This is a genomic window from uncultured Pseudomonas sp., from assembly GCF_913777995.1.
In the GTDB taxonomy this organism is placed as follows: domain Bacteria; phylum Pseudomonadota; class Gammaproteobacteria; order Pseudomonadales; family Pseudomonadaceae; genus Aquipseudomonas.
This window is the reverse complement of the sequence record NZ_CAJYVE010000029.1, coordinates 82,455-95,977: the sequence shown is the minus strand read 5'-3', so window position 1 is coordinate 95,977 and position 13,523 is coordinate 82,455. Positions and strand designations below refer to the sequence as shown.

Below are 13,523 nucleotides of genomic sequence, written 5' to 3'. Positions count from 1 at the left end.
TCAGACCTTAGTGTTCAGCAGCAGGACCGCCAATAGGCGCCTCGGGACGGGAATCCGGAGTGACCGGCGTACCGTTACTGGTGCCCGAACCACCTTCCCAGTCACGCGGCTCACGCGGTGTGCGGCCGGCCATGATGTCGTCGATCTGGTCGGCGTCGATGGTCTCGTACTTCATCAGCGCTTCGGCCATGGCGTCGAGCTTGTCGCGGTTGTCGGTCAGCAGTTGCTTGGCCGTACCGTAGCAGTGGTCGATGATGCTGCGCACTTCCGAGTCGATAAGCTTGGCGGTTTCACCCGAGAAGCTGGTGTTCTGGCTGGCGCCACGCCCCAGGAAGCCCGAATCTTCGTCTTCGGTGTACATCAGCGGGCCGAGCTTCTCAGACAGGCCCCACTTGGTGACCATGTTCCGCGCGATCTGGCTGGCGCGCATGATGTCGTTGGACGCACCCGTGGTGACACCATCGAAGCCCAGGGTCATTTCTTCGGCGATGCGGCCGCCGTACAGCGAGCAGATCTGGCTGATCAGTGCGCGCTTGGACAGGCTGTAGCGATCTTCTTCGGGCAGGAACATGGTGACGCCCAATGCACGACCACGCGGGATGATCGACACCTTGTAGACCGGGTCGTGCTCTGGCACGAGGCGACCGACGATGGCGTGACCGGCTTCGTGGTAAGCGGTGTTCTGCTTCTCTTTCTCGGACATGACCATGGTCTTGCGCTCGGCGCCCATCATGATCTTGTCCTTGGCCAATTCGAATTCCTTCATCTCGACCAGACGCTTGCCGTTACGTGCAGCGAACAGCGATGCCTCGTTGACCAGGTTGGCCAGGTCAGCACCGGAGAAGCCAGGCGTGCCACGGGCGATGACCGCCGCGTTGACGTTCTCGCCCATCGGCACCTTGCGCATGTGCACCTTGAGAATCTGCTCGCGACCGCGAATGTCCGGCAGGCCGACCACCACCTGGCGGTCGAAACGACCAGGACGCAGCAGTGCAGGGTCGAGTACGTCAGGACGGTTGGTAGCGGCGATGACGATGATGCCATCGTTCATTTCGAAGCCGTCCATCTCTACCAGCAACTGGTTGAGGGTCTGCTCCCGCTCGTCGTGACCGCCGCCCATGCCGGCACCACGGTGACGACCGACGGCGTCGATCTCGTCGATGAAGATGATGCAGGGCGCGTGCTTCTTGGCCTGCTCGAACATGTCGCGGACGCGGCTGGCGCCAACACCCACGAACATTTCCACGAAGTCGGAACCGGAAATGGTGAAGAACGGCACCTTGGCTTCGCCCGCGATAGCCTTGGCCAAAAGGGTTTTACCCGTACCGGGCGGGCCGACCATCAGCACGCCGCGAGGGATACGACCGCCCAGGCGCTGAAACTTGCCTGGGTCGCGCAGGAACTCGACCAGCTCGCCGACTTCTTCCTTGGCCTCGTCGCAACCGGCGACGTCGGCCAGCGTGGTCTTGACCTGGTCTTCGGAGAGCAGGCGCGCCTTGCTCTTGCCGAAGCTCATCGGGCCGCCCTTGCCGCCCGCTCCGCCCTGCATCTGGCGCATGAAGAACATGAACACGGCGATGATCACCAGAATCGGGAAGCTGGCGACCAGCAGCTGGGTCCAGATGCTCTGCTGCTCAGGCTGCTTGCCTTCGATGACCACGTTGTTGTCGACCAAGTCGCCGATCAGGCCATTGTCCTGGATTGCCGGGCGGATGGTCTTGAAGGTGTCGCCATCGGTGCGCTTGCCGGTGATGACGTAGCCGTCGACGGCGACCTTCTCGACCTTGCCGCTCTTCACCTGCTGGATGAATTCGGAGTAGTTGAGGGTCTGCGGCTCGTTCGGGCTGGAGAAGTTGTTCATCACCGTCACCAGGACCGCCGCGATGATCAACCACAGGATCAAATTCTTTGCCATATCGTTCAATTAGCTACCCTCTGAAGCAAGCTCCACGCAGCAAGCGTGCCTCGCATGATAATCACCGCCCTAACTTACTACAGAACCCCCGGATGTGGCAGGCACCGTCTGTAACCCTTTGTGAAACATTCGCTACAGCATGTTCGTCCAGGCGGCACGCACGCGCCATTTGAAAAAAGCTATCACCCCGCGTCAAAGACGCTCATCGCTGGCCGAGCCCTCGATGCCGCGAAAGCCCCGCGCCAGCAGGTATTGCTCGCGAGAACGATCGCGCGACGATAGCGGCTTGCGCATCTGGACCTTGTCGAACAGCCGACGGACATCCTTGTGGAACGTGTCAAAGCCCTCACCCTGGAAAATCTTGATGAGGAAATCGCCACCGGGGCGCAACACTCGCCCTGCCAGGTCCAGCGCCAGTTCACAGAGAAACATGGCGCGCGGCATGTCCACGGCGCTCAATCCACTCATATTGGGGGCCATATCGGAAATCACAAGGTCTACCTGCGTATTACCTACCGCTTCGAGAATCTGCGCCAGCACGGCGTCTTCGGTGAAATCGCCGCGAATGAAGGTGACATCAGGGATGCTGTCCATCTCCAGGATGTCCGAAGCGATCAACCGCCCCTGGCCGCCGATCAGACGGCTGGTGACCTGCGACCAGCCCCCCGGTGCCGCACCGAGGTCGATGACCGTCATGCCTGGGCGAATGATCTTGTCCTTGTCCTGGATCTCCAGGAGCTTGTAGCTAGCACGCGAACGATAGCCGTCCTTTTGTGCCATTTTCACGTATTTGTCGTCGAAATGTTCTTTCAGCCAGCTATGGCTTGACTTGGAACGGGCCACTGGGCACCTCAAAAATAAACGGGTCGCGATTAAGTGAGCGGCCCCGAACGTGCTCGGGTAAACTGGCCGCCGTTTTTCACCAGACCAGACGCAGGGGTCAGATTATGCCGCTCACTCAAGAGCAGAAGAAACAATACAAATCCATTGGCCATCACCTGAAGCCGGTCCTGATCGTGGCCGACAACGGGCTGACCGAGGGTGTGCTCGCCGAGCTGGAACGTGCGCTCAACGACCACGAGCTGATCAAGATCAAGCTCAACATCCTGGACCGCGAAAGCCGCCTGCAGACCATTGCCGAGCTGTGCCAGAACGGCTCTGCGGAACTGGTCCAGGTGATCGGCAAGATGGCTCTGATCTATCGCAAGAACCCCAAGCCGAACAAGAACCTGTCCAACGTACACCGCGCCGGCTGATCGCCGCCTCGCCGGGGGCGTGCGTCGCGCGCCCCGCCATATCCGCTTCTTTCCCGCCTCATCAGACACCGCTTGCCAGCGCAATGACCGGCAGCCCGTGGTGCCCGCGAAACGGTCCTGACCTAGATGAAACAGGCCGTTCACCCTTCGATGAACAGCCTGTTCGGTACGGCAAGAGCGGCTCGAAACGTCAGATGTGACGGACTTCGATGATCTCGTATTCAACCACGCCACCGGGTGTGGTCACCGCTACGACGTCGCCTTCGCTCTTGGCGATCAGCGCACGGGCAATCGGCGAGGTCACGGAGATCTTGCCCTGCTTGATGTCCGCTTCATCCTCACCGACGATCTTGTAGACCACGCTTTCGTCGGTGTCGACGTTGGCGATCTCCACGGTGGTGCCGAACACCACCTTGCCGGTGTGAGGAATGGTCGTGACGTCGATGACCACGGCATTCTGCATGCGGCCTTCGATGTCACGGATCCGCGCCTCGACCATGCCCTGCTGTTCGCGGGCGGCATGGTATTCGGCGTTTTCCTTCAGGTCACCCAGCTCGCGTGCTTCGCCGATGTCCTGACTGAGTTTCGGGCGGACCACCTTGGTCAGGTGATTCAGCTCTTCTTCGAGGGCGCGAGCGCCCTCGACGGTCATGGGGTATTTATTCATCCTTTCAATCCTGCATGCAGATCCTGCAGGCGACGAACGGTCTTCTCGGGACCGAATTTCAGCGCCTCGCAGACAGCTTCACCGGCCGCAATGGTGGTGGTGCAGTAGATCTTGTGCTGCAACGCATTACGGCGAATGGAATAGGAGTCGGCAATCGACTGACGACCTTCGGTCGTGTTGATGATCAGGGTGACTTCGTCGTTCTTGATCATGTCCACGACGTGCGGACGGCCTTCGGTCACCTTGTTGACGCGACGCACCTTCAGGCCAGCCGCCTCGATCACCTTGGCGGTGCCAGCCGTGGCGACGACCTCGAAGCCCAGGCTGATCAGGTCACGCGCAACACCGGCCACCAGCGGCTTGTCATCGTTGCGTACGCTGATGAACGCAGTGCCACCGGTTGGCAGGGTTTCGCTGGCGCCCATCTGAGCCTTGGCGAACGCTTCGCCGAAGGTATCACCCACACCCATGACTTCGCCAGTCGACTTCATTTCCGGGCCAAGGATCGGGTCGACACCCGGGAACTTGGCGAACGGGAAGACCGCTTCCTTGACGCTGTAGAAGTTCGGGATGATTTCCTGGGTGAAGCCCAGTTCCTTCAGGGTCTTACCAGCCATGACGCGCGCAGCGATCATCGCCAGGGAAACACCGATGCACTTGGACACGAACGGTACGGTACGCGAAGCACGCGGGTTGACCTCGATGACGTAGATGTCGTCGCCCTGCAGGGCCAACTGCACGTTCATCAGGCCGACCACGCCCAGTTCCAGGGCCATCTTGCGCACCTGGTCGCGAACTTCGTCCTGCACGTGGGCCGGCAGCGAGTACGGCGGCAGGGAACAGGCCGAGTCACCGGAGTGCACGCCCGCCTGCTCGATGTGCTGCATGATCGCGCCGATCACGACATCAGTACCGTCGCAGACCGCATCCACGTCCATCTCGATGGCGCAGTTGAGGAAGTGGTCGAGCAGTACCGGGCTGTCGTTGGACACCTGTACGGCTTCACGCAGATAGCGCTTGAGTTCGTCTTCCTGGTAGACGATTTCCATCGCCCGACCGCCCAGTACGTAGGACGGACGCACCACCAGCGGATAACCGATCTTGGCGGCGGCACGGATGGCCTCGTCTTCGCTGCGCACGGTGGCGTTCGGCGGCTGACGCAGATTCAGGCGCTCGACCATCTGCTGGAAGCGCTCACGGTCTTCGGCACGGTCGATGGCATCAGGGGTGGTACCGATGATCGGTACGCCGGCCGCTTCCAGCGCGCGCGCCAGTTTCAGCGGGGTCTGGCCGCCGTACTGGACGATGACGCCTTTCGGCTTCTCGACACGCACGATTTCCAGCACGTCTTCCAGGGTAACCGGCTCGAAGTACAGGCGGTCGGAGGTGTCGTAGTCGGTGGATACGGTTTCCGGGTTGCAGTTGACCATGATGGTTTCGTAACCATCGTCACGCAGCGCCAGGGCCGCATGCACGCAGCAGTAGTCGAACTCGATACCCTGGCCGATACGGTTCGGGCCACCGCCGAGGATCATGATCTTGTCGCAGGTCGACGGGTTGGCCTCGCACTCTTCCTCGTAGGTGGAGTACAGGTAGGCAGTGTCGGTGGCGAACTCGGCGGCGCAGGTGTCGACGCGCTTGTAGACCGGGAACACTTCCAGCTTCTGGCGATGGGTGCGCAGGTTCTTCTCGGTGACACCCAGCAGCTTGGCCAGGCGCGCGTCGGAGAAGCCCTTGCGCTTGAGGCGCAGCATCAGGTCGCGGTCGATGGCCGACAGCCCCAGGGTCTTGACCTTCTCTTCGTCCTTGATCAGGTCTTCGATCTGGATCAGGAACCAGTGGTCGATGCTGGTCATGGCGAAGATTTCGTCGCGGCTCAAACCGGCACGGAAGGCATCGGCCACGTACCAGATACGCTCGGCACCCGGCACGGTCAGTTCGCGCTTGAGCACGCCTTCGCTTTCCGGGTTGGCCAGGTCCAGCTTCGGATCCAGGCCGCAGGCGCCGACTTCCAGGCCACGCAGGGCTTTCTGCAGGGACTCCTGGAAGGTACGGCCGATGGCCATGACTTCACCCACGGATTTCATCTGGGTGGTCAGGCGGGCGTCGGCCTTGGCGAACTTCTCGAAGGCGAAGCGCGGCAGCTTGGTGACGACGTAGTCGATGGACGGCTCGAAGGACGCCGGGGTCTTGCCACCGGTGATGTCGTTCTGCAGTTCGTCGAGGGTGTAGCCGACCGCCAACTTGGCCGCGACCTTGGCGATCGGGAAACCGGTGGCCTTGGAGGCCAGGGCCGAGGAACGCGATACGCGCGGGTTCATCTCGATGACGACCATGCGGCCGGTATCCGGGCAGATACCGAACTGCACGTTGGAACCGCCGGTCTCGACGCCAATCTCACGCAGCACCGCCAGGGAGGCGTTACGCATGATCTGGTATTCCTTGTCGGTCAGCGTCTGGGCTGGCGCGACGGTGATCGAGTCGCCGGTGTGCACGCCCATCGGGTCGAAGTTCTCGATGGAGCAGACGATGATGCAGTTGTCCTTTTTGTCGCGGACCACTTCCATCTCGTACTCTTTCCAGCCGATCAACGACTCGTCGATCAGCAGTTCCTTGGTCGGCGACAGGTCCAGACCACGGGCGCAGATCTCTTCGAATTCTTCACGGTTGTAGGCAATGCCGCCACCGGTGCCGCCCATGGTGAAGGACGGACGGATGATGCACGGGAAGCCCAGCTTTTCGAGCACCGCGAAGGCCTCTTCCATGCTGTGGGCGATACCCGAACGCGGGCATTCCAGGCCGATGTCTTTCATGGCCTTGTCGAAGCGCGAGCGATCTTCGGCCTTGTCGATAGTGTCGGCGTTGGCACCGATCATCTCGACGCCGAACTTGGCCAACACGCCTTCGCGCTCCAGGTCCAGGGCGCAGTTCAGCGCGGTCTGGCCACCCATGGTTGGCAGGACGGCGTCAGGACGCTCCTTCTCGATGATCTTGGCCACGCTCTGCCATTTGATCGGCTCGATGTAGGTGGCGTCGGCCATGGCCGGGTCGGTCATGATGGTGGCCGGGTTGGAGTTCACCAGGATGACGCGGTAACCCTCTTCGCGCAGGGCCTTGCAGGCCTGGGCGCCGGAGTAGTCGAACTCGCACGCCTGGCCGATCACGATGGGGCCGGCGCCGAGAATCAGGATACTTTTAATGTCTGTACGTTTTGGCATGGGTTGTCACTCAAATCCGCAGGTCAGTCGGCAAGCCGTCTTGAACATTTCATTGAGGTGTCGGGCGGCGACGCCTGGCGCAGCTCGAAGCTGCCGGGGCCGCCCTGGCACCTGATTACTTCATTCTCAAGGCAACCGCTCAGCGACGCTTGGCCATGGCTTGGATGAAGCGATCGAACAGAGGCGCCACGTCGGTCGGGCCGGGGCTTGCTTCAGGGTGACCCTGGAAGCTGAAGGCGCTCTTGTCGGTGCGCTCGATACCTTGCAGGGTGCCGTCGAACAGCGACTTGTGGATGGCCCGCACGTTGGCAGGCAGGGTCGCCTCGTCCACCGCGAAGCCGTGGTTCTGGCTGGTGATCATCACCACACCGGTGTCCAGGTCCTGGACCGGGTGGTTGGCACCGTGGTGGCCATGGCCCATCTTGACGGTCTTGGCTCCGGAGGCCAGGGCCAGCAACTGGTGACCGAGGCAGATGCCGAACACCGGGATGTCGGTTTCCAGCACCTGCTTGATGGCGGTGATGGCGTAGTCGCAGGGCTCCGGATCGCCAGGGCCGTTGGACAGGAACACGCCGTCCGGGTTGAGCGCCAGCACTTCGCTGGCCGGGGTCTGGGCCGGCACCACGGTCACGCGGCAGCCACGGGCGACCAGCATGCGCAGGATATTGACCTTCACGCCGTAGTCGTAGGCCACGACGTGGTAAGGCAGCTCGGAGGCCGGGATTTCAGGGTGGCTGTCGGTTTTCAGCTCCCACACGCTGGAGCGCCACTCGTAGCGGTCCTTGGTGCTGACCACCTTGGCCAGGTCCATGCCTTTGAGGCCCGGGAAGCCGCGAGCGGCGGCGATGGCAGCCTCTTCGCTGATGTTGTCGCCAGCCAGGATGCAGCCGTTCTGGGCGCCCTTCTCACGCAGCACGCGCGTCAAGCGACGGGTATCGATACCGGCGATGGCCACCACGTTGTTGGCCTTCAGGTAGTCTTGCAGAGACAGCTTGTTACGCCAGTTGCTGGCTACCAGCGGCAGGTCGCGGATGACCAGGCCAGCCGACCACACGCGGTCGGATTCGGCATCTTCCGGGGTGGTCCCGGTATTGCCGATGTGTGGGTAGGTCAGGGTAACGATCTGTTGGGCATAGGAAGGATCGGTAAGGATTTCCTGATAGCCGGTCATTGCGGTGTTGAACACCACCTCGCCAACGGTCTGACCGTCGGCTCCAATGGCTTCGCCGCGAAAAATGCTGCCATCAGCAAGGGCGAGTATGGCTGGCTTAGTCAAGAAGACCTCCCGTAGTTAAAGCCTGAAGGGGCGATCGCAGGTTGCAAAAAAGCGGAATGACGTTTGATACGTCACCCCGCTTTATTGGATAGATTCATCTGCGCGCTTTTAGTGGACACACTAAAGCTGTAGCTTACAGAAAAGGGCTCTTTGGGTCTACTACCAATCGGCCTTTCGCTGTTACAAAAAGGCCGTCAATGATCGAATGATCGCCGACGGCCTGATTTTTTCACGGTAATTGACGACCGATCAACGCAAGTCCAACACATCCTGCATGTCGTAAAGGCCTGGCGCCTTGCCATCAAGCCACATGGCCGCACGTACCGCACCACGGGCAAAGGTCATGCGACTGGAGGCCTTGTGAGTGATCTCCACGCGCTCGCCGTCTGCAGCGAACAGCACGGTGTGGTCGCCCACGATGTCACCCGCGCGGGTGGTGGCAAAGCCGATGGTCTGGCGTTCGCGAGCACCGGTCTGGCCCTTACGGCCATACACCGCGACCTTTTCCAGGTCACGACCCAGCGCGCTGGCGACCACCTCACCCATGCGCAGAGCAGTCCCCGAAGGTGCATCGACCTTGTGACGGTGGTGCGCTTCGCTGATCTCGATATCCACGTCATCGCCCAACACGCGCGCCGCAGTGTCGAGCAGCTTCAGGCACAGGTTCACACCCACGCTGAAGTTGGCGGCGAAGACGATGGGGATTTCCTTGCCCGCTTCGGCCAGACGCTGCTTCTCTTCGGCAGTGAAACCCGTAGTGCCGATGATCATCGCCTTGCCGGCCTTGCGGCAGAACGCCAGGTTCTTCAGGGTCACCGATGGGTGCGTGAAGTCGATCAGCACGTCGAACTCTTCGGCCACACGCGCCACGTCGCCCGACAGCGGCACACCCAGGCGACCGAGGCCGGCCAGCTCACCCGCGTCAGCACCTACCAGAGTGCTGTCGGGGCGGTCGATGGCGGCGGTCAGGCCGGCACCCTGGGTCTGGCCCACCGCTTCGATGAGAATCTTGCCCATGCGCCCGGCGGCGCCCATTACAGCAATACGTCGCATGTCCTGCTCCCGTGAAAAATCTTACAAGTCGCCGAAGAAACGCTTCACGCCTTCGAACCAGCCACTGGCCTTGGGCGAGTGCGATTCGTCGCTCTGCAGCGACTCGCGGAACTCCTCGAGCAGCTCGCGCTGACGCTTGCTGAGGTTGACCGGCGTTTCCACCGCCACGCGGCACATCAGGTCGCCCGGACCGCCGCCACGCACTGGCGCCACACCCTTGCCGCGCAGACGGAACTGCTTGCCGGTCTGGGTACCTTCCGGAATCTTCAGCTTCACGCGGCCATCGAGGGTCGGCACTTCCATCTCGCCACCCAGCGCCGCATCGGTGAAGCTGATCGGCACTTCGCAGTACAGATGCTTGCCATCGCGCTGGAAAATCGGGTGCTCGCGAACGTTGATGACCACGTACAGGTCACCGTTCGGGCCACCCTGCGGGCCGGCCTCGCCTTCACCCGACAGGCGGATACGGTCGCCGGTATCGACACCCGCCGGCACCTTGACCGACAGAGTCTTGTATTCCTCGACCCGACCTTCGCCGTTACAGGACTCGCACGGATCGGAAATGATCTTGCCTTGGCCATGGCAACGCGGGCAGGTCTGCTGCACCGAGAAGAAGCCCTGCTGCATGCGCACCTGGCCGATACCGCCACAGGTCGGGCAGGTGACCGGCGAAGAGCCTTTCTTGGCGCCGCTGCCGTCGCACGGCTTACAGTTCACCAGGGTCGGCACACGGATGTTCACGGTAGTACCGCGCACCGCTTCCTCGAGGTTCAGCTCCAGGGTGTAACGCAGGTCGCTGCCGCGCTGCGGGCCGCCACGACCACCGCCGCGACCGCCGCCGCCGAAGAAGTCACTGAATACATCGCCGAAGATGTCGGAGAAGTTCGCGCCGCCGGCACCGAAGCCACCACCGCCGCCACCCATGCTCGGGTCGACACCGGCATGGCCATACTGGTCGTAGGCTGCACGCTTGCTGGCGTCGGACAATACCTCGTAGGCCTCGTTGGCCTCTTTGAACAGTTCTTCCGACGCTTTGTCGTCAGGGTTACGGTCGGGGTGATGCTTCATCGCCAGACGACGATAAGCCTTCTTCAGCTCCGCCTCGCTGGCGCCTCGCTCGACCCCCAATACTTCGTAATAGTCACGCTTCGCCATAATTCTTCTGCACTCTTGAGGACGCCCGGCCAAACGCTCCTGAGCCCGGCCAGACTCGTTGAGCCCCTTCAGGCTCGGACCCAACTCACGTCAATTCAACGATCCCGGTCTTCGTTCAACGGCCATCAGCGGCCGTGAAAGCGGCAGAACAAGCCTGCTGCAGGAGCAGCAAGGCTTTGCCACAGGGTTTGCGCAGCACTGCGCGCAAACCGGAAATTTTCGTCTGTTCCAGACACGCCAACGCGGGAGCAAGCTCCCGCGCGGCGACATCCTACCCGTTCCCGCGGGCCTGCGGTCAATCGGGTTGCAAGTGAGCCTGCGCTTACTTGTGGTCCTTGACTTCTTCGAACTCGGCGTCGACGACGTCGTCGGCCTTCGCCGCACCTTCGGCAGGCTTGGCAGCCGCCTCAGGGTTTTCAGCCTGCTCGGCGTACATCTTCTGCGCGATCGGAGCCGAAACTTTCGACAGCTCTTCGACCTTGGCTTCGATGGCAGCCTTGTCGTCGCCTTTCACGGCAGCTTCCAGCGCAACCACAGCAGCTTCGACAGCGGCTTTCTCTTCGGCAGTGACCTTGTCACCGGCGTCGGAAATCATCTTGCGAGTCGAGTGGACCAGCGCGTCACCCTGGTTACGGGCCGAGGCCAGCTCTTCAAACTTGCGGTCTTCCTCGGCATTGGCCTCGGCGTCACGCACCATCTGCTGGATTTCTTCCTCGGACAGACCGGAGTTGGCCTTGATCACGATGGACTGCTGCTTGCCGGTGGCCTTGTCTTTCGCGCCGACGTGCAGGATGCCGTTGGCGTCGATGTCGAAGGTCACTTCGATCTGCGGAACGCCGCGTGGCGCTGGCGGAATCTCGGCCAGGTCGAATTTGCCCAGCGACTTGTTCTGCGCGGCTTGCTTGCGCTCACCCTGCAGCACGTGGATGGTCACGGCGCTCTGGTTGTCATCGGCGGTAGAGAACACCTGCGACTTCTTGGTCGGAATGGTGGTGTTCTTCTCGATCAGCGCGGTCATCACGCCACCCATGGTCTCGATGCCCAGGGTCAGCGGGGTGACGTCCAGCAGCAGCACGTCCTTGACGTCACCGGCCAGCACGGCGCCCTGGATGGCGGCACCGATGGCGACGGCTTCGTCCGGGTTGACGTCCTTGCGCGCTTCCTTGCCGAAGAAGTCGGCCACGCGCTTCTGCACCAGCGGCATGCGGGTCTGACCGCCCACCAGGATGACCTCGTGGATGTCGGAGACGTCCAGACCGGAGTCCTTCAACGCCGTGCGGCAGGGCTCGATAGTGCGCTCGACCAGCTCTTCCACCAGGGACTCCAGCTTGGCGCGGGAGACCTTGACGTTCAGGTGCTTGGGACCGCTGGCATCGGCGGTGATATAGGGCAGGTTGACGTCGGTCTGGGTAGCCGAGGACAGCTCGATCTTGGCTTTTTCCGCAGCTTCCTTCAGGCGCTGCATGGCCAGCGGGTCACCCTTGAGGTTCATGCCGCTTTCTTTCTTGAACTCCTCGACGAGGTAGTCGATCAGGCGGATGTCGAAGTCTTCACCACCCAGGAAGGTGTCACCGTTGGTGGCCAGCACTTCGAACTGGTGCTCGCCGTCGACTTCGGCAATCTCGATGACCGAGATATCGAAGGTACCACCACCCAGGTCGTAGACGACGATGGTGCGGTCACCCTTGGCCTTGTCCATGCCGTAGGCTAGCGCCGCAGCGGTAGGCTCGTTGATGATGCGCTTGACGTCCAGACCGGCGATACGACCCGCATCCTTGGTCGCCTGACGCTGGCTGTCGTTGAAGTAGGCCGGAACGGTGATGACCGCTTCGGTCACGGACTCGCCGAGGAAGTCTTCGGCGGTCTTTTTCATCTTCTTCAGGATTTCAGCGGAGATCTGTGGCGGAGCCATCTTCTGGCTGTTCACCTCGACCCACGCGTCGCCGTTGTCGGCCTTGACGATCTTGTAAGGGACCATCTGGATATCTTTCTGTACGACGTTCTCGTCGAAACGACGGCCGATCAGACGCTTGACCGCGTACAGGGTGTTGTGGGGGTTGGTGACCGCCTGGCGCTTGGCCGACTGGCCAACCAGGATTTCGCCATCGTTGGCATAGGCGATGATCGAAGGGGTGGTACGCGCGCCTTCGGCGTTTTCGATGACCTTGACGTTGCCGCCTTCGAGGATGGAGACGCAGGAGTTGGTAGTCCCCAGGTCGATACCGATAATTTTACCCATCTTGACTCTCCCGAAACTTTTGATTGGTTGCCGCGACCGGGTTCACAGATCGCGGTAGCTCTTTAAAAACGCTTGACCGTTAAATGGGGGCTGCCCGGAAAATTTCAAGCCTGCTCGTCAATCGAGGGCTTGGCCGGTGCAGGCGCCTTGCTGACCACGACCATTGCCGGGCGCAGCAGGCGACCATTGAGCTGGTAGCCCTTCTGAAACACCTTGAGCACGGTGTTCGGCTCGACGTTGGCGTTCTCTTCCATGGCCATGGCCTGGTGATGCTCGGCGTTGAACGGTTGGCCATGCGGGTCGATGGCTTCCAGCTGGTAACGCTTGAGGGTGTCCTGGAACATCTTGAGGGTCAGCTCGATGCCTTCGCGCATCGGGCGGATGCTCTGATCATCGGGGTTGGACAGCTCGAGACCGCGTTCCAGGCTGTCGATGATCGGCAGCAGGTCGCTGGCGAACTTCTCCAGCGCGAACTTGTGTGCCTTCTCGACATCCTGGTCGGCGCGGCGGCGGACGTTCTGCAGATCCGCAGCGACACGCAGCGACTGGTCCTGTGCGGCAGCCAGTTGCTCTTCGAGCACCTGTACACGGGTCGCCAGGTCTTCACCGGCACCGGCCTGTGCGGCCTGTTCCTGAGCTTGCGTATCCAGGTTCTGTTCGTCAGCCATAACTTTCTCCTCTCGAAAACGTCCGCGATCCCAACTCGCGCTTCTGCCCCCTATATGGGAGCGGAATTTCCAGCTT

Annotated in this window: 10 protein-coding genes; 1 reads left to right on the top strand and 9 read right to left on the bottom strand. The window is 61.6% G+C overall.

Features of this window, described 5'->3' with window-relative positions:
- Positions 1-7 precede the first annotated feature (7 nt).
- Positions 8-1,915, bottom strand: coding sequence for an ATP-dependent zinc metalloprotease FtsH (ftsH, locus tag QZ497_RS12780; protein ID WP_295475312.1), 1,908 nt, complete (start codon positions 1,913-1,915; stop codon positions 8-10).
- A gap of 192 nt (positions 1,916-2,107) precedes the next feature.
- The gene (gene rlmE, locus QZ497_RS12775) at positions 2,108-2,758 is read right to left on the bottom strand and encodes a 23S rRNA (uridine(2552)-2'-O)-methyltransferase RlmE (RefSeq protein ID WP_295475308.1); all 651 of its coding nucleotides are present in this window, start codon (positions 2,756-2,758) and stop codon (positions 2,108-2,110) included.
- Between the two features lie 104 nt (positions 2,759-2,862).
- Here rlmE and QZ497_RS12770 point away from each other — a divergent pair, with 104 nt between their 5' ends.
- Complete coding sequence (locus QZ497_RS12770) at positions 2,863-3,171, top strand: YhbY family RNA-binding protein (protein WP_295475306.1); 309 nt, start codon at positions 2,863-2,865, stop codon at positions 3,169-3,171.
- A gap of 190 nt (positions 3,172-3,361) precedes the next feature.
- On the opposite strand, the gene greA is transcribed toward QZ497_RS12770, so the two are convergent.
- The 7 genes from greA to grpE all read right to left on the bottom strand — a co-directional run bounded on the left by greA (position 3,362) and on the right by grpE (position 13,447).
- Positions 3,362-3,838 carry a transcription elongation factor GreA gene (gene greA, locus QZ497_RS12765; protein WP_295475303.1) on the bottom strand — a complete coding sequence of 159 codons (477 nt, stop codon included), beginning with the start codon at positions 3,836-3,838 and terminating at the stop codon, positions 3,362-3,364.
- Entirely contained in the window at positions 3,835-7,056 is a 3,222-nt protein-coding gene (gene carB, locus QZ497_RS12760; RefSeq protein WP_295475300.1) for a carbamoyl-phosphate synthase large subunit, read from the bottom strand. Before carB ends, greA begins: the two co-directional genes overlap by 4 nt.
- Positions 7,057-7,195: 139 nt before the next feature.
- A complete protein-coding gene (carA, locus tag QZ497_RS12755; protein ID WP_295475297.1) occupies positions 7,196-8,332 on the bottom strand; it encodes a glutamine-hydrolyzing carbamoyl-phosphate synthase small subunit in 1,137 nt (378 codons plus the stop codon).
- A 249-nt stretch (positions 8,333-8,581) separates the two neighbouring features.
- On the bottom strand, positions 8,582-9,385 hold the full coding sequence (gene dapB, locus QZ497_RS12750; RefSeq protein WP_295475295.1) for a 4-hydroxy-tetrahydrodipicolinate reductase: 804 nt from the start codon (positions 9,383-9,385) through the stop codon (positions 8,582-8,584).
- A gap of 21 nt (positions 9,386-9,406) precedes the next feature.
- Positions 9,407-10,540, bottom strand: coding sequence for a molecular chaperone DnaJ (gene dnaJ / locus QZ497_RS12745; protein WP_295475292.1), 1,134 nt, complete (start codon positions 10,538-10,540; stop codon positions 9,407-9,409).
- A gap of 322 nt (positions 10,541-10,862) precedes the next feature.
- Complete coding sequence (dnaK, locus tag QZ497_RS12740) at positions 10,863-12,779, bottom strand: molecular chaperone DnaK (RefSeq protein WP_295475289.1); 1,917 nt, start codon at positions 12,777-12,779, stop codon at positions 10,863-10,865.
- A gap of 104 nt (positions 12,780-12,883) precedes the next feature.
- Positions 12,884-13,447 carry a nucleotide exchange factor GrpE gene (gene grpE, locus QZ497_RS12735; protein ID WP_295475286.1) on the bottom strand — a complete coding sequence of 188 codons (564 nt, stop codon included), beginning with the start codon at positions 13,445-13,447 and terminating at the stop codon, positions 12,884-12,886.
- Positions 13,448-13,523: the final 76 nt, after the last annotated feature.